Below are 22,109 nucleotides of genomic sequence, written 5' to 3'. Positions count from 1 at the left end.
CGCTACGCTGCGCAGGGGATTCTCCCCGCGCAAAATCAGGGCAGCGCTGTTCCGCTGCATGTGAAGAAATGGATGCAGCTTAAACTCGGTTGAAATCTGTCTTGACCGAGGGGTCCACTTTAGAGGTCATCGAACCGCTCGGCAACGCGTATGCTGGCGCAATTACTCCGCCCTCAGGGCCGGCGTCGTCGCTGCGATTCCAGAACTTCGAGCTGAACGCGAAATATCAACTCACCCCCGCGCTGTTCGTTGGTGCCATTTACGTCTACACGCGCGCAAACCTCAATGTGACGACGGGCGTGCAGCATCCGACCTATCAGACGGTTGGCCTGATGGCGGACTACAACTTCTCGAAGCGGACGGACATCTACGTGCAGGGTGCCTACCAGCGCGTTGGTGGAGACTCGACTGGTACCGTGTTGGACTTCGCACAGGTGACGTCCGCGAGCGGTATTTCGTCTAATCAAAACCAGTTAATGCTGCGCGTGGCGCTTCGACATAAATTTTGATTCCAATGAATCGTCATTGTGGTTTTTTATTTTATGAATTGTGAACGCCATGCCATTATTTATCGATACTAGCGCGGGGAGAGCGAACACTGTCGTGAGTACGCCGCCCACCAGTCCGCCAATGCCGTGAACACCGAACACGTCAAAAGGAGTCGTCGAATCCTAGCTGGGTTTAGCTTCTCAATCGCCACGGTGCAGCACGGCGACACCACCAGCCCAACTGCCAGTGCCCCCATGGGGCCGACATAGCCGCACGCTGGCGTTATGGCAACCTGTGAGGCGATTGCGCCCGAGACCACGTCCAGCAGGCTCGGCTTGCCGCGGTGCAGCCACTCCAGCGTCATCCATGACAGCGCCCCGTTGCAGCCGTCAGCATGGTATTCAAGATGGCTCGAAAGCCGCCATTGACGCGGCTGCAACGTTAATGGCTCTTGAGGGTCGGCAAGAGCCGACCGCCTTGCGGCTGACAGAAGTCGCATCCCGGCCATCCTCGGTCGTTGGCCCGCGCTTTCACCCCGGTGTTTGAACGTCAGCTCCGCTCTGTTTGCCGACCGTGCACGTCACTCGAGCTTCCCGATTTGCGTGCTCACAGCGAACTGTGACCGGTGAATTTGCGGCACTCGACTTTCGCGCCTTGCTGGCACGCGACTGCATCCACAGCTAGGCGTAGCGAACGCTTCGACCTGCCTTAGCCTCGCAGTGGTGAGCGGACGGGACCGCTGGCGCTTGTCCCGCGACACGTACAAATTTTTCGAAACTAGCCTCTCGCGCTACGTGACGATGCGCCGTTTGGATATTGTGCCGCTGCTCGTGTTCAAAGGGACCCGGGTGCAGAGTCCGTCATCAGAATAACATTCGTCGATCAGGGCCAGATGACGACAGCGGCAGGTTCACTCATCTGTAACATGCCGTGCCACCGCGGCCGCAATGGCCCTGGCGGCCGGCTCGCCTTTGAATAACATCAGCGCAGCGGCTTCCTGCGCGACGCGCCTGGCGTCTTCGGATTGCACATCCATCTCCGCGTGTGCCGGCCTGGTGTCCATCATCTCCCCCTTTGACGCCTAGTCGATAAACGCGTTTGCTTGCCACGTCGATTCGACATCGACAATGGTGCCCCTGCACTCACGTCCCGCACAAGCGCTTGACTACAGGACTCCACCGCGCCATCTCGCTACGCAGTTGGGCGGACAATGCACTGTGGTCCGGAACCCAGCCGAATTGCCTTTCCTGGAGAAACCGGTATCCCACTCACTTCGAAGCGGCATTCCGTGGGCTCCACCGGAGCCCACGCTGCAGTTGCATGCGGGCTCGCGGACGCCACCCCGCTTCAGTCGTGTGTGCATGAAAACGGATGGCAAGCGCCCGCTGGCCTCTTCGAAGGAGAAAGTCGCTGATATCGCAGACACGATCGCGCTTCGGGCTTCTCGGAGGGATCACCAGCGAGATCCCTTTGGATCCCAACGCAGCTAGAAGAACTGGCAACGTTATCAATTATGCCAACGGCCCCAACGACTGCCGAGGATTGGTGAGCAGCCGTTACCTCGACAGCAATCCAACGTCGCAGATGCCAGTAACGGCTGTATTCTGGTTCGAATGTCGCCGGACAGGTGATTCGGTCATGCGGCGCGATGGATTCGAATGGCTGCGAAGGCACTGGCGAAGGCTTGCGTCGGGCCCTGCCGCCCAAGGCATCCTGCGGTGAGAATGCGAAGGCGGTTGGACCGGTCACCAAATGACCTATTTGGTTCCTTTGAGGATGTCCATCAGAAAAGCGTGTGAAGGCAAAGGGCGCCTATGGCGACGGCGAGCAACCAAATCGCCGGTAGCCCGTGTCACGTCCACTCGTCTTGCTTCGCACCGTCTCTATTCTTCACGCCACGTTACCGCCTCCGATAATGGGCTGCGGGAGGTTCTGAATCCGTTGGCATTGTGTTGACTATCTTCGTATCCGAATGACAGCCCACAAACGACAAGTCTGTTGGCAGAAAGTCCGAAATGCTGTCGGATGGCTTCGGGGTGCGACGCCAGCGCGGCCTGTGCGACACAGGCGATACCCAGACTGCGAGCAACGAGCATCAGATTGGCAACGTATGCGCCGCAATCAATCGCACCATAGACACCCAGCGCTTCGTCGGTAGTGACGATGGCTACGTGCGGGGCCCCAAACAAGCGATAGTTCTCGGCTGCTTGCCTGGCCGACGCTTCCCGGTCGCCCTTCTTAACCCCCACGCTTTCATAGAGGGCTAGCCCGCATGCGCGGCGACGTTCTTGGTATACCCCGCGATATTCGCGAGGCCAGGCAAAATCGGGCGCCGCAGGCTGATCACGCAAAGCCCTCTGCAAGGCGGCCCGAAACCGCTCAGTTGCCTGCCCATTCGTGACGATGACTTGCCACGGCTGAGAATTGCACCACGAGGCAGTCCGTTGTGCCAGCCCGAACATCTTCTCCTGAACCTCAGCCGGAATGCGTTCCGCGAGGAATCCTCGGCAACTGTGGCGCTCGAGATGAAGCCTCTCCATCGTCTGAAAACAGTCAGCGGAAGACTTCACGTTATTGTCATAGCTCTTCATGTCTTTCTCCTCAATTGGCACCATCGCGATGCAGGTCTTTCCCACACCGGCAATGCGACACGCATACAAACCGGTGCCAGTCGATGTGGCCCATCGTGACGCGTCCGGATTGAACAGATGCGCGTCGCCGCAGTGCGAGATGCGATACTGCCCGGTGTTCAAAAGGAAATCTAAGGCGTGACCTGTTGTGCCGCCTGGTTCTCCACCCGAGGTAGCACGATGTCTTTTAGTGGAAGGTTGTCATCTTCCAGAAGGTCACGCTCGATGATTGCCTGTGCTCCGACCAACCGCTTCACCTGCAGAAATTCACCAGGTCGATTCACAACTGTCGCACCGATTACGACGCCCTCACGCAGGTGAAATAGGGTGAAGCTGCTTGCGGCGATTTCCCCGCGCCGAACGATTGCGTCGCTTCCCTCCGATGTTCCGGCCATCTGGAGTTTGACGTCATACTGATCGGACCAGAACCAGGGCACGCTCAGGTTTGGCTTTGGTTTTCCGCAAAGCCACGACGCCGCGGCACGGGCTTGCTCGACAGCGTTGGGCACCGACTCCAGACGTCGCAAAGTACCGCAGCCCAAATCCTGGGCTGTGCAGTCGCCCGCGGCGACAATGTCGGGATCGCTAGTTCTTGACAGATTGTCCACCACAATGCCGCGGTCGACCCGCAAACCGGCAGCTTCCGCTAGCTCACTGTTCGGCAGCATCCCGATACCGACGAGGATCGCGTCACAGGGTAGACGCGTCCCGTCTGCTAGCTCGAGTGCGGTGACAGGGGCATCCGGCGCCGCGCTGGCTCGCTGGACCTGCGCCACTGCGCTGCCGGTTCGTACGTTCACGCCGCGTCCCGCATGGAGGCGTTCGTAGAAACTGGACACTGCGTCGCAGGCTGAGCGCGCCAGCACACGGGAGGCCAACTCAACCACTGTTACCGCTACGCCACGCTTTCTCGCTGCCGCTGCGACTTCCAACCCGATGTATCCTGCGCCCACAATGAGCAAACGCCCTCCTTCCTGCAGCGCGCCGTGTAATCGTTCGGCATCCGCCAGGGTGCGCAATACATGCAGATTCCCAGGATGATGGTCCGCGGGCAGCCCATGAGCAGCCCATGGCCGCGGGCGCCCTCCGGTGCAGAGTGCCAGACGGCCATAGGGCACGCTGCGCCCATCAGAGAGGGCTATTGTCTTTGCAGCCCGATCTAACGCAGTTACGGCAAGGCCAGGCCAACACTCGATTCCAGCCTTCTCATAAACCGATGCTGGCCGGGTAAGCAAAGCGCTCAGGTCAGCCTCGCCAGCCAGCCACGCTTTTGAAAGAGGCGGCCTGTGATAGGGCAAGACCGCCTCGTCACCGATCATGATGATGCGCCCCGACCAACCGCCCATGCGCGTGTGGACGGCAAGCTCGGCGGCCGCAGTGCCAGCCCCCACGATAATCAACGAGTCCGATGCATTCATGTGTGTCAATCCAGACGGTGTAGTTGGCGGACGACGACCTCGCTCGCCTCAGTTGACGTTCCTGGTGATACCCTCCCAGAACGGTCGTCGCAGCTCGGCTTTAAGAATCTTTCCTACGCCAGTCAGTGGCAACGATTCACGGAACTCGATGCTACGCGGGCACTTGTAGTTGGCGATCAGCCCCTTACAGTGCTGAATCAGTTCATCCTCGTTGACCCGAGCTGACTGACGAAGCACGACGATCGCATGCACCTGCTCGCCCCAGCGATCGCTCGGGATACCAATGACCGCGCATATCGCCACAGCCGGATGCCGAGACAGCGCGCTCTCCACCTCTGCCGAGTAGACATTCTCTCCGCCCGTCACGATCATGTCCTTCACACGATCGACGATGAAGACAAAACCCTCCTCATCCATGTAGGCGCCGTCGCCGGAATAGATCCAGCCATCCTGCAAGGTGTGCGCTGTCTCCTGCGGCTTGTTCCAGTAGCCAAGCATGTTTGACATCCCGCGGATCGCGATCTCGCCGACGACGCCGCGCGGCACTTCGTTTCGTTGAGGATCGACGATCTTGACTTCCGCCATGGCGCCAGCTCGCCCAGCCGAGCGGAGCTTGTTCCTCTTCCGGCCTTCCAGGGTGTGGAATTCCGGCGGCAGGTAGGTCACCGGGCCAGCGCATTCGGTCATACCATATCCCTGCATCAATGCCACGTCCGGCCACATCTGCGCAACCCGATCAAGCAATCCCTCGCCGATTGGCGATGCGCCGTAGATCAGGAAACGCAGGCTGCTCATGTCGTAGGCCGGCCGTTCCGGGGCGTCCAGAATCATCTGAATCATGGTGGGCACCAGAAGGGTGTCCGTGACACCTTCACGCTGCACCACCTCCATGAACGCCTTGGGCGTAAAGGTTGGTATCAGGACGCTTGTTCCCGCGGCCATCATTTGCCAGAAGATGCCCAGGGCCCCCGCCAGGTGGAAAACCGGGGCGGCATGTAGGTAGACCGGGCCAACCGGGTATCCGAGCGCCATTCGATTAAGCATGCCACCGACCATACTCCGATGGGATAGCATGACGCCCTTCGGAAAACCGGTAGTACCTCCGGTATAAAATACTGCGGCGAGATCCTCGTCGCCGGCCATTGCGTCCGCCATGGGGGCATTCGCCTCTATCAGCGCTTCCAGACTATGCAGGCCATCCGGTACGGCTTCATCACCGACGTAAATCACTGCGCGCAAGTTGGGCGAGTCCGACTTGAGGGCCGGCAACAGCGCAAGATGGGCGTCGTCGATCAGGAGCACTTCCGTTCCTGAATCATTGAACGAGTAGGCAAGTTCCCTTGCACTCCAGCGGGTATTGCAAGGGTTGATCGCGCCTCCCGCCCAAAAAACCGCCTGGATCGCTTCGATATAGCGATCCGAATTCAGCGCAAGAATGCCCACACGATCGCCCTTGCAAACGCCGAGTGCGGCGAGCGCGGCGGCCAACCTGGCCACGCGTTCACCAAGCACCGCGTAAGTTCGACGCCGTTGGCCAAAAACCGTCGCAATGGCTTCGGGGCGCTGGTGAACGGCCCGCTTCAGAAATTGAGTCAGATGGATGCTCATGGTAGATACCGGTACGGGTGATAGTGCTCATGCTGCCTGTCGAGCGATTGCCTGCACGCAAGTCGCTCGACAAGGAGCGGCAGCCGCTCCTCTTCTATGGCCACCCCGGGGGCGTTATGCCATGGCTGGCGCTTTGCTTTCCAGCCAGCGCAGCGCGCACACCGCCACGCTGCGCGCCGTATCGGCGCATGCTTGCGTGCCCCCGTCGCCGTAGTCCTTGACCGCGTCCCCGACGTGCCAGAAGTTTGGCACAGGCGTGTCCAAGGGCAAGTCATAGCCCGCACACGAACGTTGGGCAGGCCATTCGCCACGCATCACGCGAATCGACAACATCTTGGCGTCAGCGAAGCCTGGGAACTCGTCGTGCAGATCCTGCAGGGCGGCAGCGATCTCGGCTTGCTCGTCAAAGTCCCCGATGGCTGGCATTGGCACCGCATACGCAACGTACTGATGCCATCCCGCTGGCGCGATCTCCGGACAGGTATAAGTGAGTTCGCCCATATTGCAGAGCCGCCTGGTCTTGCCGAATGTCACCAGCCCCGGCGTGTCGATCAAGCGCTCCCGTGTCGCGAAGTTGATCACAATATTGGCTGCCGGCTTCGGGGCGCTTTGGGCCATGGTTGTGTATTCGGAGCCGAAGGCCTCGGCACCCGGCAGCGCCACGGTACCGGCAGGGCCGATATTGCTTACCACCAGCTCTGCGTGGATACGCACCAATTTTCCGTCCCGCCGTACGGTCACACCGGTAGTCCGTCCATCCTCTACGTGTAGCGCTGTCACGGGGGCACCCAGCCAGACCTCGCTGCCGCGCTCGCGGATCGCGCCGGCCAGGTCGTTCCACAGCCCCACCGTGCCACGCGGGCAAAAACCAAAGCGCTTGAACGCCCCTTTCTGTGCAAAATAGACAAGGAACGCCCGCGCGGGAAGCTCATCCGCATTCACCGCGAAAATCGCGGCGCAAAGATTGCGGAATATTGCGTGGACCGTTTCATTCTTGGTGTACTTGGCCAGCCATTCCGCGGTGCTTAGCGAGGCCTCCGGCAAATCGCCGCCACGTGCCTCGGCAAACTTCGCGCCGATCTTCGCAGCCTGCTTCGTAAAAGTCCCAAGCAGCAGCCCCCAACCTCCCCCCTTGGAGACGTTGATGACTTTGCCGTCGATACGAAAGACCGTTGGTGGACTCGGCTCGCGAAGGTCCAGGGCCAGGCCAAGCTGGGCAAATGTCTCCTCGAAGACGCCACCCCGCTCGATTGCGATGGCACCGATGTTGACGATATGGCCATCGATCACTTCGCTGGAGGCGCGTCCGCCGACTCGATTCAGCGCTTCTGCCACCAGCACACGTTTTCCCGCGGCAACGAGCCGTGCTGCCGTGCACAGGCCCCCTGCGCCAGCGCCGATGATAACGGCATCATAGTGAATGTCATGAGCTTCCATGGTGTCTCCTTAAGTTGGTGTTCGCGATGGCTTCATCGCCACCGTCATGTCCATCAGCCGACCATCGCTCTTGCCATGTCTGCCGTATCGCTTGCATCCGGTCGTTTCGATTTGGTAACGATCAATCAAGGTTGAAGTGATGCCGCAAGAATCTACCGATCGTCTGCCGTGCCTGCCGCGCTTCCTCCAGTTCTGGAAACTGCTGGAAGACATGGATCATTTCGGGCCACACCTGATCTTCGACCTCAACGCCAGCAGCTCGCGCCTTGACCGCAAACTCTGTCGTGTCTGACAACACCACCTCACGATCCCCAACCTGCATCAGTAGCGGCGGCAGCCCTTGAAGATCTGCGAAGAGCGGCGAAAACCGTGGGTCTTGAGGGTCATCGCTCGGACCGACCACCGCCCTACCGATCGCGGCGATCATCTGTCGCTGATGGATTGGATCGGCATCTGCCCGCGTCAAATAGGCGGGTCCGCTCGCACTCAGATCGGTCAATGCGGACATGGTCACCGCTGCGGCAGGCAGTGCGTGACCGGCATCGCGCAGGGCGCACAGTAGGCGAAGTGCGATCCAGGCGCCGGCGGAATCGCCCGCAATTGCAAGATTTCGCGGGGAAAATCCTTGGCCCAGCAACCAGCACCATGCATCAAATGCGTCTTCCTGCTGTGCCGGAAAAGGATGCTCCGGCAGTAAGCGATAGTCCAGCCCAAGTACACGCACCCCACTTTCCGTCGACAAGCCGGCCATGAGCTCCCTATGAGACTGGCAGGATCCCAGGCGAAAGCCGCCGCCATGCAGGTACAACAGCACCGGCCCATTGTCAGCGCCGGGACTAACAATCCATTCCGCCTGGCACGAGCCAATGTCCACCGTTTCCGTCTTCGCCGCTACTGCAGTCTGAAACAGGGCGTCCCAGTCGGCGCGCATTTTTTCCACAGTCGTGTCGCGCCGCCAGCCGGAATAAACTCGCTGAACGCGATCCACGACCTGCGACACAGCCTCGCGTGCGTCGGAAATTTTCGAGTCGCTCATGCGCCACATCCCATCCCACCCGATACGCCCAGCACCTCACCAGAAATGAAGCCTGCTTCTGGGGACGCTAGGAATGCAACTGCTGCGGCGACCTCATCGGGTAAGCCAAGGCGACCTACCAATGTGGCCTGAACCATAGAAGACATCAGCCGCTCCCCTCCCCGTTGTACGGCAGCACGTAGAAGCGGCGTGTCGACCGGACCCGGCGCCACGACATTGGCCGTAATTCCATCTCGCCCCACCTCTCTGGCAATGGAGCGTGTGAATGCGATCAATGCACCTTTCGTTGCGGCATACACTGAGCCGCCGCGAGAGCCAAGCCGACCAGCCTCCGACCCAATATTCACGATGCGCCCGTAGCCTGCAGCCCGCATCCCAGGAAGCACGGCGTGAGTCACCGCAAGGACGGACTTCAGGTTGACATCAATCAGGTGGGCCCACTCCGATTCCGAAGTGTTTATGAAGAAGGCGTGCTGATCGACACCGGCATTGTTCACGATGACCTGGAATGGACCGTCATCGCGTACGAGCGCGGCAACTGACTCGACCCGGCACACGTCCATGGCATGCCATTGGACACCGCATTCATCGGCCAGCATTCGCGCCGCGGCAGCGTCCATGTCTGCGATTGTCACCGCCGCACCTTCGGCACAGAGCCGCCGCGCGATGGCCGCACCGATGCCTTTTGCTCCACCGGTGACAAGTGCGCGCTGCCCGGATAGCCGCAACAGGGAAGTGCCCATGCTATTGTCCCCGGAAGGAGGCCGTGCGCTTCTCGATCACTGCCGCGAGCCCTTCCCGGGCATCGGCCATGCCGGACAGAACGCCCTGCAAGCGGTTCTCCTCCGGCATGGCAGCGTCCACGGAACGCCCGATGCCACTCCATAACAGGCGCTTGGTGGCCGCGATCGCCGCGGGCGCTCCTGCGGCCAGCTTGCGCGCCACCGCCCACGCTTCGTCGTTCAGCTTGTCGTCCGGAACGACAAAAGTCACGAGTCCCAACTGAAGGGCCTGCGTTGCGGAAATGGTTGGATTCAGCAACGCAATCTCCATGGCCTTTCTCAAGCCGACAAGCTGGGTGAGCGTGACCGAAACGCCGGCATCCGGCACCATGCCGACCCGTGTAGCACCACCGAGGAACGAGGCGGAAGACGCTGCCACGACAAAGTCGGAAGAACAGACCAGTCCCATGCCACCGCCGCCAGCCGCGAAGCCCTGGACTGCGGTAACGACTGGCGGGTTCATTCGCATGAGGAGGCTAACCACGTTCTCAAGAAGCGCTGTCGCCTGGCGGATATAGCCAGGCAATGCTTCCCCTTTGCTGAGGAAGGTATGCACGTCCCCGCCCGCACAGAAGTGCTTGCCCTCGCCGCTCAGCAACACCGCGCGTACGCGGTCGTCACCGTGCACCTGCATCAGTACGTTTTGGAGTGCGTTGAGCAGTTCCACGTTCAGGCCGTTCGATGCTTCGGGCCTGTTCATGTGCACGTGTGCGACGCCATCTGCGTCGAGAGAGAGAAGTGCATGGCCCGCGCCTATCAGCACTTCCCGGCCTGGAACCTCGTCGAACATGGTTGTCTCCTCCTTCGAATGTCCAGTCAGATCAGGAACGCCATCGACCACATGGCGGTCTCGTTGTTCACCAGCACGACGGTCTTCCTGGCCAGCTTTAGGTCGCCTTCTACGCGCCGCAGCACGTACTCATTGCGCGCTGCCCAAACCGTGTCGCCGCGAATATGCGACTCGAAGACCAATGCGTTGGCACCCACCCGGATCTCGCCCTCGCTCTGTGCAAGGATTTCCACGTTGGAAATCAGTCGACGCAGGCGTGATCGAGGCGTCTGGCTGTGACGCTTTCCGGTCTTCAGTTGCCGTACCCGCAGTGCGATTCGAGAACGGTTGTCGTAAACGATGGACATCTGCCGCTCGGGGTCCCCGCCATCACCATTTGCAGGAATCCAATAGAGCCCGTCATCAGTCCACAGCGCTTCCCAATCGTCATAGCGATGTTCGTCCTGGAAGCGCGCTTCACGGTAGATCCACTGCGTGACCTCTTCCATCGCACTACGGTCGTAGGTAGTCATCATGCGTTCTCCATCAAGGAGCGGTAATGGCGCCAGATACCACGGCTTGGCGTCTCGTCGGTGGCATCTCCAATTAGGAAACCATCCTCGTCTTGTCGTTCACGATGTTTGCCGCGACCGAGATATAACCACTCGGGATTGCTCGATGCGGCGCCTAGTTGAGTTCGCTCGTACATTTCGGCATCGTCGGCGAGCAGGAATCCGGCTGGGCCTACGGAACCCATGGTCTGCTGACGCAGGCGGCGATTAATGTCGGGCGCGCCCTTGAATTGAAGCGCGGTGACATGCTGGATGGTCTCGTTGACCGACAGCGGCTGGATCACGAAGATTTGGATCTCCGCAATGAATAGGTTTGGCCAGATCATGATATGTGGAACGCCGTCGATCATGACGCGCCGCGCCTCGTCCTTTCCATAGGCGCTCTCCATTTGGCTAACGTAGTCAGGAAGCTTGTCAGCGGTCGTACCGAACCAGCTCAAAGCCTCCCCACGCTTTCGGAATTCCGGACGCAGATCAATCTCAGTATGCCCCTGGCCCATATAGCGGGACACCGCGGTCGACTCCGCGCTGTACAGCGAGCCGATGCCACTCTGGGCGACCTCGAATATCGATGCATGCACGAACGAGGGGTGATAGCCGTCGGTCTCGTTCTCGACCAGGAATTTCCAGTTTGCCCGTACCTTGTGCTTGAGGAATCCAGCCGTGACCTCAATTTCGCCTTCCGGCGAATTCATGCACAACGAATCAATCGCGGCCTTTGCTGCCCCGAGATGTTCGTCAAGCGAAATGCCTTGGGGCGACAGGGAGCCAAAGACAAAGCCCTTGTACTCCGCAACGCGGGCCACCTTAGCCAGGCCAAGCTGGCTACGATCTGCACCGTCGTAACCAGAGGGAAATGGATAGCCCCTCAGGCCACCATCGTTTCCGAAGGTCCAGCCGTGATATGGACACGTAAAGGAACGGGCCTGGCCTCTTTCGCTCATGCATACCCGATTGGCCCGGTGCGGGCACCGGTTGTGCAACAGATGCAGTCTTCCGTCCTTGTCCCGCGTCATGAGGATGGGTTCGGGACCGATCGACTTCATCACGTAGTCGTTAGGATTGGGCACCTCACTTGTGTGGCCGACATAGACCCAGCCCCGGCGCCAAATGCGCTCCAGTTCGAGTTGATAAATGGCTGGGTCGGTATAGAGCGAACCATGCACGACATTCTCACGCACAAGGTTCCCGATGGTCGGGCCAGAGTACGCTGTCGTGGGCGATGTGGGCGATGTGGGCGATGTGGGCGATGTGGGCGATGTGGGCGATGTGGGCGATGTGGGCGATGTGGGCGATATGGAGCAGGTCATGAAGGTACCTCCGCGCCCAACGCTACGGGCGCTCTGAAGTTTGAAGGCGGTTGTTGTTCCCCCGGATTGAGTTCATAATAGTCCGACGCGTCGGTCTATGTCAACGTCGAGCGACGTCGAATTTTTGATCTGGCAATGGAGACTCAGAAATGCCTACTGTGACATTCGTTGAACATGATGGTACCGAGCATACCGTGCAAGGCGATCTGCAGCGCAGCCTCATGCAGGTGGCCGTCGACAATTGCGTGCCAGGAATCTTGGGTGACTGCGGTGGGTCTTGCAGTTGCGCTACCTGTCACGCATACATCGACGAGCGCTGGGCGAACGCCCTGCCCACCATGACGGAAACTGAAGTGTTTATGCTCGATGGCGCACAGGAACGGCGCGAGAGCAGTAGGCTGTGCTGCCAGGTACGCCTGACCTCTGCCATGGAAGGTATCGTTGTAAGGCTGCCCGTCGAACAGGGCTAAGGGCCCGAGACTCTGACTTGCGCGCTGCCTCGCGCGCAAGTTCTGGCAGGTGGCAAGACAACCGCTGCATGCGTTCCCGTGGGCGCGTGGGCTCGCAGACGGGAGGCCTTCCCGGGTTCCGAACGCCGTTTGGCGCGCCACTTCAACTACATGGGAGCATCGCCCGTGCTACTTGGTGTCCACGGACAAAAACCCGTGCAGGAACAGGTGGGTGATGCGATCGCGCAGTTCCTTCGGTTTGACGGGACCCTCTGCTCGAAACCACACGTCGATCCAGTTGAGCATGCCAAGCAGCAGCATCGCGTATGGCTTGTACAGTTTCTTGGCAAGGTTCGGATGTACCTTGCCAAGAAACGTAGCAGCGAGATCAGTCATCTTACGCTGCATATCCACCAGCGGCGCCTGGACGTCAGCCGGCAAGTACTTGACGTCGTTCATGGCCACCATATGACGTCGCCGCGAATCACTCGACCTCTGTGTATATGCGGTTACGAATGCCAGCATGCATTCGTCGGGCGTGCCTTTATGTAACGCCGCCTGCTCCATCACCTCGAGCAACTCCGACAGATGATCCTCGAGCATGGCGGCCAGCAACTCGTCCTTGGTCGCATAGTAATGGTAGAGCATGGATTTGGTTGCTCCGCATTCCTTTGCGATGTCTTGCATCTTGACGGCCGGATAGCCGTCACGGGCAAATAATGCCGCCGCGGCATCCATGATGGTGCTCGCTTTTGCATCGTAATCGTTGGCTCGAACTCTTGGCACGACTGTTCTTTCTCCAGCAAGACACTGCGCGAGGAATCCCTCATGTGCGCAGTAGGACTCGGCATTCTACACAGAATAGAACGGGCAACGGCGATTGCAGCGATCCCTTCCCACCCTTGAATAGTCCGACGCGTTGGACTATTATTCGGAGACTACATCGTCAAGTGTCCACGCCATGAGCCTCTTTGAACTGAATGAACCATCCATCCTGAGTGACGAGCACCGGCTGATCCGGGATCAGGTACGCCGGCTCGTCGATGAGCGGATCCTTCCCTATGCCGATGAGTGGGAAGTGAGTGGGACGATTCCGAGACAACTGTTCCGCGACTTTGGCGCACTCGGATTCCTTGGGATGCGCCATCCCGTCGAGTATGGCGGCGGCGGACTTGGTGCCATGGCCTCCGTCATTTTTGGCGAGGAACTGGGTCGCTCCGGCTACGGAGGCGTGGCTAGCGCGCTGACCGTCCATAGCGACATGTCGATCGCCCACATCGCCCATCGAGGTAACCACGAGCAAAAGCAGCGATGGCTCATCCCAGCGTGCACGGGCGAAAAGGTCGGCGCAGTTTGCGTCACCGAGCCAAACGCTGGCTCCGACGTTGCATCCCTCAAAACGCGGGCTGAGCGGCGCGGGGCTGGCTGGGTGATTAACGGCTCCAAGACCTTCATTACCAACGGCGTCTACGGCGATATCTACGTAGTGGCGGCTCGCACGGATCCGGAAGCCAAGGGGAGCCGCGGCATTTCTCTGTTTGTTGTTGAGAAAGACACCCCCGGTTTCCGAGTCGGACGCAAGTTCGAGAAGCATGGCTGGCGCGCATCCGATACGGCCGAACTGTTCTTCGATGACGTGCAGGTTGGTTCGGATGCTCTCCTCGGCGAGGCCGGCAAAGGCTTCTACTACATCATGAGCACCTTCCAGAACGAACGCCTCGTAGCGGGAGCCATGGCGACCGGTCAGATGCTCAAGGCCATCGAGTACACCATTGATTATGTACGTGACCGTCAGGCCTTCGGGAAGTCGCTGTGGGAGCAGCCCGTCGTGCGCAACAAGCTAGCACTGATGGCATCCAAAACATTTGCGCTGCGCGCAATGGTCTACCAGGCGGCACAAATGGTGGAGGAAGGGAAAGACGTGGTACGTGAAGTCTCGATGATCAAAGCGTGGGGCTGTGAAACCTTGCAGGAAGTTGTCCATGGATGTCTTCAGCTCAATGGCGGCAATGGCTACATCATTGGAAATCCCGTTGAGCGCATGGCCCGCGATGCCCGTGTCCTGACCATCGGAGGTGGCGCCACTGAAGTTATGCTAGAAGAAGTTGCCAAGCGCATGTGAGGGCGACACCATGACCACGTCCCGCATTCTCGTGCAGATCCACGACGCCGTCGCGACTCTGACGCTCAATGATCCGGTTCGGATGAACACGCTGACGACCGGCCTCATGCAGGAAGCCTTGGCGGCGCTGGAGCGCATCAGGAAGGATGTGCGGGTCCGGGTGCTTGTTGTTCGGGCCACGGGACGCTCGTTCTGTGCAGGCGCTCGCCTTACAGACTTCCCCGCGCCCGGGGGCGTCGACGCGAACGGTAGAAGCGCACCCGAGGTGGTTAACCATCTGATGGGGGATCTGGGCAATCCGCTGGTTCTGGCACTTCATAATTTCCCGGTTCCGGTTCTGACGGTCGTACATGCAGTCGCGGCAGGCGGCGGCGTAGGCATCGCCCTGAGTGGTGACATTGTGATTGCTTCGCGCTCCGCTTACTTCTCCCTTCCCTTTGTTCCGAGTCTTGCTCTTCTACCGGACATGGGGGTTTCCTGGGTGATGCAGCGCACGATCGGCACGGCGCGCACTACCGCACTCTCGCTGCTTGGCGACCGTCTTAGTGCCGAAACCGCAGCGCAATGGGGACTGATCTGGGCCTGTGTCGACGACACCTGCCTTGACAACTTGGCAAACGAAACCGCAGCCAGGTTAGCCGCCTTACCCGCCAGCGGCATAGCAGAAATCCGCGCGACGGTACGCGGAGGGTCCCATCGCAGCTTACCTGATCAACTTGAGTATGAACGGACGCGCCAGGTCGCGTTGATGGCCAACTCCGATTTCGCCGTGGGTCTGACGGCCTTTGCAGCGAAACGCCCCCCATGCTTCGGACCTCGCGACACGACAACGACGGCACAGCACGAACGTTCGCGTTCGCTGCGAACGGCGATGGAAAAATCCTGATTCCGCCTGAGTGAGATGCCATGAAGGCCACCAAACCAAATTCGCAACGCATACAGCTCCGCCAGATACAGTGCGAGTCGCTTCAGCGAGAAGATGGACTCATCGACCTGGTCGCCACCTTGATTGACACCCGCCCCACCCCTTTGGCGTTGCCGGCGCGAACGGTTCCGGCCGGCTCCCCGGTCCACCAAATGGAGCTCCGCATCACAATTGACGATGACCGGTTGATCCACGAAGTCGAAGCGCGCACCCTGCATTCGCCTTACACGTTGTGCGCCGAGGTGGAACCTGCCTACACGCGATTGGTCGGCATGCGAATTGAACCCGGATTCAACGAGGAGGCGCGCCGCCTATTCCGGGGCATTGCAGGTTGTACGCATATGACGGAGCTGATCCCGGTTTTAGGTACGGCCGCGTTTCAAGCGATTTGGGGCCGGGCTGGCGGCTTCGGCGGCCCATCGCAAGGCAAGTCTCCCCTGGGCGGCTGTCATGCACTGCGTATTGAAGGGCCCGTGGTGCAAACGTACTTCCGCCATCTCCTCGATCAAGACGCGCACAAGCCATGATCACACTGGCCACTTAGCGGATGCCAGATACCACCATGGACAGTCTCCCAGTCAACAACATCTGCGATGAACCGAGCATATAGAACCATTCAATTCTCTCAACGGGATCACGTCGCCACACTGACTTTTGACAACCCCGGCAAGCGCAACGCACTCGATTTGCAAATGCGGGATGAAATCGCGGAAATAGTCGGTCTTATCGGCGAAAGTCAGGATATCCGTGCGGCGATCCTCATCGGCGCCGGTGGGCATTTCTGCTCGGGTGGAGATGTCCGCAATATCGCCGCTTCTCAGCTTGGCAATGCCGGCTGGCGCGTCCGTATGCAGAACGTTCACAGATGGCTACAGGAGTTGCTTACGCTAGATAAGCCGGTCATTGCCGCCGTCGACGGCGCGGCCGTTGGTGCGGGATTCAGTCTCGCACTTGCAGCGGACTTCATTCTCGCAACACCACGGGCACGCTTTGCAATGTCCTTTCTGCGAGTGGGCCTCGTGCCCGATTGCGGAGCGTTTTATACCTTGCCGCGCTTTGTCGGCATGCAGCGGGCTAAAGAGCTGATGCTGTCAACGCGCGAGCTTAGCGCGCCTGAAGCGCAGGCACTCGGAATTGTCATGGAAATACACGATGCTGATGTGCTACTGCAGCGTGCTCAGGTCTTGGCGGAGAGCTTTGTGAATGCCTCTCCAACGGCGGTGAGTCTGATCAAACGCACACTGAACGTTGCAGGAAATGCTGACCTCGCGGCGCTCCTTGAAATCGAAGCATCAACTCAGGCGCTGGCAGCCGGCACGGACGAGCACCGTGGCGCCGTCGACGCCTTCCTGAACAAAAAGCCATTCCCGTTCCAGTGGCCCCAAGGCTGAACCGCAGCTCCCACCTTCACGTCAGATTTCCTCGCCGGCGTCGAGGCGAGCGTAGCGGACTGCAACCTCGGTTCTATCAGCCTGCAAGCACTGCTCGTAGCAAGCCTGACAACACTCAAGGAGAAGTATCAATGACTCGCAAAGTATTCGTCGCCGGCGTCGGCATGATCCCTTTCAAGAAGCCTGGCACCAGCGAGAGCTATGACGTTATGGGCGCGCAGGCCGTACATCAGGCACTGGAGGACGCTGGCCTCTCCTACGCCGATGTGCAACAAGCCTATGCCGGGTACGTTTATGGCGACTCAGCCTGTGGTCAGAAGGCGCTGTATCGTGTTGGGATGACTGGTATCCCGGTCCTCAATGTCAACAACAACTGCGCCACCGGTTCCTCGGCACTGTTCCTGGCCCGCCAGGCGGTACAGAGTGGCGCGGTGGACTGCGCATTGGCAGTGGGTTTCGAGCTCATGAATCCCGGTGCGCTGAAATCAGTCTGGACTGACCGTCCTCTGGCACTGGAGCGTGCCAACGAAGTTGTGGAGGAACTGGTCGGCCGCCGGGAGGGCCTATCCAATGCCATCCGTCAGTTCGGCGGCGCGGGGATGGCTCATATGCGGAAGTACGGTACCAAGCTGGAGACATTCGCCAAGATTCGGGCCAAAGCGAGCCAGCACGCTGCACGCAATCCCTTTGCCGTGTTTCGCAACGTCATCTCCACCGAGGATGTGATGGCGGCCCCCATGCTATGGGAAGGCGTGCTGACCCGCCTGATGGCATGCCCACCAACCTGCGGCGGCGCTGCAGCGATCGTGGTGTCGGAAGACTTCGCCCGCAAGCGTGGTCTGCGCGCCAATGTGCTGATCGGCGCGCAGGCGCTCACCACCGACACGCCGAGTACGTACGAGGCAAAGGACATGATCCGCGTGGTGGGCTTCGACATGAGCCGCGCAGCGGCCAACAGCGTGTATGAGCAGGCGGGCATCGGGCCCGAAGATATCGACGTAATCGAGCTGCACGACTGCTTCGCGCAAAATGAGCTGCTCACATATGAGGCCCTTGGCCTGTGCGCGGAAGGCGAAGGCGAGAAGCTCGTCAATGATGGCGACAACACATATGGCGGCGAATGGGTGGTCAATCCCTCGGGCGGCTTGCTGTCAAAGGGCCATCCACTCGGCGCCACCGGGCTGGCCCAATGCTATGAACTGACACAGCAGTTGCGCGGATCGGCGGGTGAGCGACAGGTTGCCAATGCCAAGACCGCGCTGGCACACAACGTAGGCCTCGGGGGCGCTTGCGTCGTGACGGTCTACCAGAGCGCAAGCTAACTGAGGGTGCAACTGCAGCCATCGCTGCTCTACCGTTGGCTGCATTCCCTTGTATCGGAGATGAATGGTGACTTCTGCTAGGCAAGGTCCGCTCGCCGGACTGAAAGTGTTGGAAATTACAGGTATCGGTCCTGGCCCTTTCTGCGCGATGCTGTTAGCCGACTTAGGCGCGGATGTGGTCGTAGTAGACCGTGTCAACGTCGGTGCTGACGATCTCGATCTGGGTGAACATGCCTTATCCAACCGTGGCAAACGTTCGGTCGCATTGGATCTCAAGACGCGGGAAGGCGTCGAAAGTGTGCTGCAGCTAGTGACCAACTGTGATGCCCTCATCGAGGGCATGCGACCCGGCGTCATGGAGCGGCTCGGGCTCGGTCCAGAAATATGCCTGAAACGCAATCCCCGCTTGGTGTACGGGCGCATGACCGGCTGGGGACAAAATGGACCGCTTGCGCATGCAGCAGGTCACGACCTTAACTACCTTGCCCTGTCGGGTGCCCTCTGGTATGCCGGACAGCCCGGCGAACCGCCACTTTCGCCACCCACTCTCGTCGGTGATATCGGGGGCGGCGCGATGTACCTCGCAGTCGGCTTACTGGCCGGCATCATGAGTGCTCGCCAGACCGGTAAAGGCCAGGTTGTCGATGCCGCCATTGTCGACGGCAGCGCCCACATGACAACTTTATTGTTGGCCCTCCGCGCAGGCGAGAAGATGACCAGCAACCGCGGGCAAAGCCTGCTCGACGGTCCTCACTGGTACAACACTTACCGCTGCGCCGACGGCAAATTTGTCTCGCTGGGATCGCTTGAGCCGAAGTTCTACCGTGAACTGCTTCAGCGGCTGGGTCTGGAGAACGATCCCGCCTTCCGCGACGGCTACGCACCGCGCAACTGGTCAGCGTTGCGCGACCGCTTTTCTGAGTTGTTCGCCCGGCGCAGCCGCGCGGAGTGGTGCACGGTGCTGGAAGGCACCGATGTCTGTTTTGCTCCTGTACTGACGCCAGAAGAAGCTGCTGCACATCCCCATATGAGTGCCCGCAAGGTGTATAGCTCCGATGGCGGCGTCTTGCAAGCTACCCCTGCACCGCGTTTCTCGGATACCCCGGCTGCGAAACCGGGGCCCATCCCGCGGCGGGGCGAGCATACCGAGGAAGTTCTGAGCGAATGGACGACAAGCATGCCGAGTTGAGGCCGCGGGGGAGGACGATCTGGGAAATCAACTTCCCCGACGCATAGCCTCGCGTGTCGGCGGACGAGGAACAACGCCTTAACGTTCAGGGGCCGCGACCTGGAGGTGAACAGCCGGCGGTGACCGGCCAAATCCAATCGCTGACCGAAGATCCATCGCGGACATTCGAACTCCTTCTGTCGACTACGGCTGTCGACCAGTCTCATGAGTGGATGACCGTGCTTAGGACGGCCGGGCACCCGCGATTCTGGACATCGAGCACGATGGACTCGGGCCCGGAAACATTGAGGACGGGCCAGGCTCTCGGCGTACTTCACCAGTTCCGGGTCGGCATTCGGATTTGGACGATCGAGATCGGCGCGCTTTGGCTGCAGTGTGTCGGAATGGCGGGGTGGCCATGTGGACGCGGTTCAATCGGCGTCTGCGCGATGACAGGGCCAAGGATCCAGACCATGCGAAAACAGAAAGAACCGTCCGATGCCATGCTACCGACGCTGGCCCGCCTCCATCGCGAGGTGCGGACGATGACCCGGCGGATGCATCGCAAGTCGATGCTGCGGGCTCGCGATGGCGTCGACGACTACGCGGAAAACCTGTCGGCCGTGATCAACGATATCCTAGATCAAAGCGCCGCCTCCCACGAGAAAGTCATCTGCTTCGCTTCGGCGTCGCAGTTTGGCATCCCGATGCATCACCACAGCGAGCGTTGTCGTCTGGCAGCCTTATATACGGGCTCAAGTGCGATGCGTGTGTTGTACTGGACGGCTGTCCGGCGAATGCGCTCAAGCTGGCCGCCGCTCCAGGCTGAGTCGGATCTCGATGCGAGGTCTTGCAAATCCCATGTGAATGCGGCATTCGCTCCAGCCCCGAAGTCACCTGAGACGGTCCTTTGCACAAAGTGCGAAACCTTGCGCATCGATTCGCTCAGTTCCCATGGCCACGACGCATTGCACCCTATCTCCGGAATACATTTCCGATGCATTGGCAGCGGCGTGCTGGTCGAAGCGATCGAGCACGAGTGCCGAATTTGCTGCACAACGTGGACTCGGCACAGGAGTGCTTCAAGCCTGTTCGTGAGTTGGTCCATTTCGACGCAAGGCTGAGGTTCAAGGTCTATACGGGGTGATTGTGGCCTAGTGGGCAGAAATGCCGCTCAATGAAGGAACCCGACCGGCAGATCTTCGAGATTGGCCGATGATCGCCAACCGTCCCTCGTGGGAGAAGGAACGACGGCTTTGCCTCGTAACCCGCCGTCGCGGTCACCCGGGAGTCAATGGCGAACGGCCGGGCAGCGACGGCCGCGACCTGGAGGGGACAGCCGGCCGTGACCGGCCATTCTCAATCATCCGATCCTCCGCCAACGAATGACGGGACCGCACCAAACAACAGACATTGAAGGAAACGTAGCTGCACCGGAACACCATCGAGCCGCGAGCCGCTGCTTTAACCGGACCTGCCCTCCGGAGTCTTCGGTGATTCAATATGCGTGACTTCGTGCTTGGTAGCCGTTGGAACTTGCGGAGAGCTTCATGCCGAGCCTCGCATGAAAACGTGCCAGGTCGAAAACGTATTGCAGTCAGTCTCAAGTTGAGACCTCGATGCCACGCCCCGTCGACTCCGCCCCCCCGAATTGCGCTATCTCACGAACAAGCTGCATGACAGTACGGCATGCTAACGTGAGCTCACCATGACGCGACATGGCCAACGCAATATGGCGGGTGATCTGTGGATTGGTGATCTTCGATGCCTGCAAGCGGCAATCCCGGCCGGCATTCGAGATCGCATACGGCCCCAGCAACGCGTACATGCCCCCGTCGGCGACGATATGGGTCTGCAGGCTTAGCGAATCGGCCTCCACCGCGACATTCAGCGCAACATCATGCTCCAGTGCCAATTGATCCAGTCGGTCGCGCCAGCTATTGGGCCGGCAGAACATTACCAGGGGAAGATTGTGCAGCGCGGAGAACTGTACGGTGGGGTTGGCGGTCACGCGGTCTCCCTCTGCGCTAACCAGGTAGGTCGCCGTTTCGACTAAGTACACGTCGCCGTGCTTTGGCACCGGACTATGGCGGAACAGGATGGCCAGATCGACATGCCCAGCTTCCAGCCAGTTCTCCAGTTGCGCACCTTGTCCCTCGCGCACACTGAGTTGCACCAAGGGGTAGCGCTCCTTCAGGCGGTAATAAAGCGTGCTGACCAGCGGATGCGCCGTGGAAGGCAGGATTCCGATGCGAACCGTGCCAATAGGCTTGCCTGAGGTCGAGTGGATGTCGTTGACCAGTTGGTCCGTGCCTGCCACCCACGCCCGGACCTTGGGCGCCACGCGCTCGCCGAATTCAGTAAGCACCACCCCGCGACCCGTGCGCTGGAATAGACGCCCCCCGCATTCCTGCTCAAGTTCATTGAGTTGACGGCTGATTTGGGGCTGGCTCGTGCCATAGGACTGAGCCACCTTGCTCAGACTGCCCAGGTCGGCAGCCGCCAGGAACAGTTTCCATGCGGAGTAGTTCATCGCTTGCCTTGGCTCCCATGCTATACGGAATCAGTATATCTGAAATATTCAGCATGACACTTCCGGCATGCCATGGCGACTCCTAGACTGCCTCACATGCCCGCCACTGTTATGGAGACACCAGCAGCGGCGGGCTCTCCGGGCAAAG

Annotated in this window: 21 protein-coding genes and 2 pseudogenes; 10 read left to right on the top strand and 13 right to left on the bottom strand. The window is 59.9% G+C overall.

The features are described 5' to 3' along the window. Window positions 1-125 precede the first annotated feature (125 nt). Window positions 126-509: pseudogene (locus tag DN412_RS34795) on the top strand (porin); the annotation flags it as partial. A gap of 68 nt (window positions 510-577) precedes the next feature. On the opposite strand, the gene DN412_RS34790 reads toward DN412_RS34795, so the two are convergent. The 10 genes from DN412_RS34790 to DN412_RS34740 form a co-directional block, all read right to left on the bottom strand. Then, window positions 578-853 (bottom strand): hypothetical protein, encoded by a 276-nt coding sequence (locus DN412_RS34790; protein WP_244222926.1) that lies wholly within the window; start codon window positions 851-853, stop codon window positions 578-580. 1,519 nt (window positions 854-2,372) lie between these two features. Then, window positions 2,373-3,080, bottom strand: coding sequence for a nitroreductase (locus DN412_RS34780; RefSeq protein WP_244222925.1), 708 nt, complete (start codon window positions 3,078-3,080; stop codon window positions 2,373-2,375). A 170-nt stretch (window positions 3,081-3,250) separates the two neighbouring features. Further along, window positions 3,251-4,537 carry an NAD(P)/FAD-dependent oxidoreductase gene (locus tag DN412_RS34775; protein ID WP_115215715.1) on the bottom strand — a complete coding sequence of 429 codons (1,287 nt, stop codon included), beginning with the start codon at window positions 4,535-4,537 and terminating at the stop codon, window positions 3,251-3,253. A 48-nt stretch (window positions 4,538-4,585) separates the two neighbouring features. Further along, the gene (locus DN412_RS34770; protein ID WP_341868093.1) at window positions 4,586-6,145 is read right to left on the bottom strand and encodes a long-chain-fatty-acid--CoA ligase; all 1,560 of its coding nucleotides are present in this window, start codon (window positions 6,143-6,145) and stop codon (window positions 4,586-4,588) included. Window positions 6,146-6,259: 114 nt separating this feature from the next. Continuing rightward, window positions 6,260-7,582, bottom strand: a complete 1,323-nt coding sequence (locus DN412_RS34765; protein ID WP_115215714.1) for a phytoene desaturase family protein — start codon at window positions 7,580-7,582, stop codon at window positions 6,260-6,262. 121 nt (window positions 7,583-7,703) lie between these two features. After that, the gene (locus DN412_RS34760) at window positions 7,704-8,618 is read right to left on the bottom strand and encodes an alpha/beta hydrolase (protein WP_115215713.1); all 915 of its coding nucleotides are present in this window, start codon (window positions 8,616-8,618) and stop codon (window positions 7,704-7,706) included. Next, window positions 8,615-9,361 (bottom strand): SDR family NAD(P)-dependent oxidoreductase, encoded by a 747-nt coding sequence (locus tag DN412_RS34755; protein WP_115215712.1) that lies wholly within the window; start codon window positions 9,359-9,361, stop codon window positions 8,615-8,617. Before DN412_RS34755 ends, DN412_RS34760 begins: the two co-directional genes overlap by 4 nt. A gap of 1 nt (window position 9,362) precedes the next feature. After that, window positions 9,363-10,190 carry an enoyl-CoA hydratase/isomerase family protein gene (locus DN412_RS34750; RefSeq protein WP_115215711.1) on the bottom strand — a complete coding sequence of 276 codons (828 nt, stop codon included), beginning with the start codon at window positions 10,188-10,190 and terminating at the stop codon, window positions 9,363-9,365. Window positions 10,191-10,216: 26 nt separating this feature from the next. Further along, window positions 10,217-10,705, bottom strand: coding sequence for an aromatic-ring-hydroxylating dioxygenase subunit beta (locus DN412_RS34745; RefSeq protein WP_208647715.1), 489 nt, complete (start codon window positions 10,703-10,705; stop codon window positions 10,217-10,219). After that, a complete protein-coding gene (locus DN412_RS34740; protein ID WP_244222924.1) occupies window positions 10,702-11,907 on the bottom strand; it encodes an aromatic ring-hydroxylating oxygenase subunit alpha in 1,206 nt (401 codons plus the stop codon). The genes DN412_RS34745 and DN412_RS34740 overlap by 4 nt, the downstream gene beginning before the upstream one ends. 25 nt (window positions 11,908-11,932) lie before the next feature. On the opposite strand from DN412_RS34740, the gene DN412_RS45005 reads away from it, so the two are divergent. After that, a complete protein-coding gene (locus tag DN412_RS45005) occupies window positions 11,933-12,088 on the top strand; it encodes a hypothetical protein (protein WP_244222923.1) in 156 nt (51 codons plus the stop codon). 112 nt (window positions 12,089-12,200) lie between these two features. Continuing rightward, on the top strand, window positions 12,201-12,521 hold the full coding sequence (locus DN412_RS34730) for a 2Fe-2S iron-sulfur cluster-binding protein (protein ID WP_115215710.1): 321 nt from the start codon (window positions 12,201-12,203) through the stop codon (window positions 12,519-12,521). A 168-nt stretch (window positions 12,522-12,689) separates the two neighbouring features. On the opposite strand, the gene DN412_RS34725 is transcribed toward DN412_RS34730, so the two are convergent. After that, window positions 12,690-13,286 (bottom strand): TetR/AcrR family transcriptional regulator, encoded by a 597-nt coding sequence (locus DN412_RS34725; protein ID WP_133303121.1) that lies wholly within the window; start codon window positions 13,284-13,286, stop codon window positions 12,690-12,692. A 175-nt stretch (window positions 13,287-13,461) separates the two neighbouring features. Here DN412_RS34725 and DN412_RS34720 point away from each other — a divergent pair, with 175 nt between their 5' ends. The 6 genes from DN412_RS34720 (at window position 13,462) to DN412_RS34695 (ending at window position 19,449) form a co-directional block, all read left to right on the top strand. Beyond that, on the top strand, window positions 13,462-14,622 hold the full coding sequence (locus DN412_RS34720; RefSeq protein ID WP_115215708.1) for an acyl-CoA dehydrogenase family protein: 1,161 nt from the start codon (window positions 13,462-13,464) through the stop codon (window positions 14,620-14,622). A gap of 10 nt (window positions 14,623-14,632) precedes the next feature. Then, window positions 14,633-15,508 carry an enoyl-CoA hydratase-related protein gene (locus DN412_RS34715; protein ID WP_115215707.1) on the top strand — a complete coding sequence of 292 codons (876 nt, stop codon included), beginning with the start codon at window positions 14,633-14,635 and terminating at the stop codon, window positions 15,506-15,508. Window positions 15,509-15,528: 20 nt separating this feature from the next. Next, window positions 15,529-16,074, top strand: a complete 546-nt coding sequence (locus DN412_RS34710; protein ID WP_115215706.1) for a DUF2889 domain-containing protein — start codon at window positions 15,529-15,531, stop codon at window positions 16,072-16,074. 66 nt (window positions 16,075-16,140) lie between these two features. Further along, on the top strand, window positions 16,141-16,938 hold the full coding sequence (locus DN412_RS34705; RefSeq protein ID WP_115215705.1) for an enoyl-CoA hydratase/isomerase family protein: 798 nt from the start codon (window positions 16,141-16,143) through the stop codon (window positions 16,936-16,938). 131 nt (window positions 16,939-17,069) lie between these two features. Next, window positions 17,070-18,260 (top strand): lipid-transfer protein, encoded by a 1,191-nt coding sequence (locus tag DN412_RS34700; RefSeq protein ID WP_115215704.1) that lies wholly within the window; start codon window positions 17,070-17,072, stop codon window positions 18,258-18,260. Between the two features lie 64 nt (window positions 18,261-18,324). Further along, complete coding sequence (locus tag DN412_RS34695; RefSeq protein ID WP_167471166.1) at window positions 18,325-19,449, top strand: CaiB/BaiF CoA transferase family protein; 1,125 nt, start codon at window positions 18,325-18,327, stop codon at window positions 19,447-19,449. Between the two features lie 247 nt (window positions 19,450-19,696). Here the strand turns inward: DN412_RS34695 and DN412_RS46060 are convergent. Continuing rightward, a pseudogene (locus DN412_RS46060) lies at window positions 19,697-19,808 on the bottom strand (AraC family transcriptional regulator); the annotation flags it as partial. A 93-nt stretch (window positions 19,809-19,901) separates the two neighbouring features. Between DN412_RS46060 and DN412_RS34690 the strand changes: the two are divergent. After that, complete coding sequence (locus DN412_RS34690; protein ID WP_133303120.1) at window positions 19,902-20,552, top strand: hypothetical protein; 651 nt, start codon at window positions 19,902-19,904, stop codon at window positions 20,550-20,552. 479 nt (window positions 20,553-21,031) lie between these two features. On the opposite strand, the gene DN412_RS34685 is transcribed toward DN412_RS34690, so the two are convergent. After that, complete coding sequence (locus DN412_RS34685; protein ID WP_115215702.1) at window positions 21,032-21,961, bottom strand: LysR family transcriptional regulator; 930 nt, start codon at window positions 21,959-21,961, stop codon at window positions 21,032-21,034. Between the last annotated feature and the right edge of the window lie 148 nt (window positions 21,962-22,109).

The sequence above is a fragment of the Cupriavidus lacunae genome (genome assembly GCF_003353055.1).
Classification (GTDB): Bacteria; Pseudomonadota; Gammaproteobacteria; order Burkholderiales; family Burkholderiaceae; genus Cupriavidus; species Cupriavidus lacunae.
This window is presented reverse-complemented; position numbering and strand designations above follow the sequence as displayed.

What these genes read in the sequence shown, in the direction of transcription:
- DN412_RS34790 (WP_244222926.1), bottom strand. Translation starts at nt 853, where the DNA reads ATGACGCTGGAGTGGCTGCACCGCGGCAAGCCGAGCCTGCTGGACGTG.
- DN412_RS34780 (WP_244222925.1), bottom strand. Translation starts at nt 3,080, where the DNA reads ATGAAGAGCTATGACAATAACGTGAAGTCTTCCGCTGACTGTTTTCAG.
- DN412_RS34775 (WP_115215715.1), bottom strand. Translation starts at nt 4,537, where the DNA reads ATGAATGCATCGGACTCGTTGATTATCGTGGGGGCTGGCACTGCGGCC.
- DN412_RS34770 (WP_341868093.1), bottom strand. Translation starts at nt 6,145, where the DNA reads ATGAGCATCCATCTGACTCAATTTCTGAAGCGGGCCGTTCACCAGCGC.
- DN412_RS34765 (WP_115215714.1), bottom strand. Translation starts at nt 7,582, where the DNA reads ATGGAAGCTCATGACATTCACTATGATGCCGTTATCATCGGCGCTGGC.
- DN412_RS34760 (WP_115215713.1), bottom strand. Translation starts at nt 8,618, where the DNA reads ATGAGCGACTCGAAAATTTCCGACGCACGCGAGGCTGTGTCGCAGGTC.
- DN412_RS34755 (WP_115215712.1), bottom strand. Translation starts at nt 9,361, where the DNA reads ATGGGCACTTCCCTGTTGCGGCTATCCGGGCAGCGCGCACTTGTCACC.
- DN412_RS34750 (WP_115215711.1), bottom strand. Translation starts at nt 10,190, where the DNA reads ATGTTCGACGAGGTTCCAGGCCGGGAAGTGCTGATAGGCGCGGGCCAT.
- DN412_RS34745 (WP_208647715.1), bottom strand. Translation starts at nt 10,705, where the DNA reads ATGATGACTACCTACGACCGTAGTGCGATGGAAGAGGTCACGCAGTGG.
- DN412_RS45005 (WP_244222923.1), top strand. Translation starts at nt 11,933, where the DNA reads ATGGTCGGGCCAGAGTACGCTGTCGTGGGCGATGTGGGCGATGTGGGC.
- DN412_RS34730 (WP_115215710.1), top strand. Translation starts at nt 12,201, where the DNA reads ATGCCTACTGTGACATTCGTTGAACATGATGGTACCGAGCATACCGTG.
- DN412_RS34720 (WP_115215708.1), top strand. Translation starts at nt 13,462, where the DNA reads ATGAGCCTCTTTGAACTGAATGAACCATCCATCCTGAGTGACGAGCAC.
- DN412_RS34715 (WP_115215707.1), top strand. Translation starts at nt 14,633, where the DNA reads ATGACCACGTCCCGCATTCTCGTGCAGATCCACGACGCCGTCGCGACT.
- DN412_RS34710 (WP_115215706.1), top strand. Translation starts at nt 15,529, where the DNA reads ATGAAGGCCACCAAACCAAATTCGCAACGCATACAGCTCCGCCAGATA.
- DN412_RS34705 (WP_115215705.1), top strand. Translation starts at nt 16,141, where the DNA reads ATGAACCGAGCATATAGAACCATTCAATTCTCTCAACGGGATCACGTC.
- DN412_RS34700 (WP_115215704.1), top strand. Translation starts at nt 17,070, where the DNA reads ATGACTCGCAAAGTATTCGTCGCCGGCGTCGGCATGATCCCTTTCAAG.
- DN412_RS34695 (WP_167471166.1), top strand. Translation starts at nt 18,325, where the DNA reads ATGGTGACTTCTGCTAGGCAAGGTCCGCTCGCCGGACTGAAAGTGTTG.
- DN412_RS34690 (WP_133303120.1), top strand. Translation starts at nt 19,902, where the DNA reads ATGCGAAAACAGAAAGAACCGTCCGATGCCATGCTACCGACGCTGGCC.
- DN412_RS34685 (WP_115215702.1), bottom strand. Translation starts at nt 21,961, where the DNA reads ATGAACTACTCCGCATGGAAACTGTTCCTGGCGGCTGCCGACCTGGGC.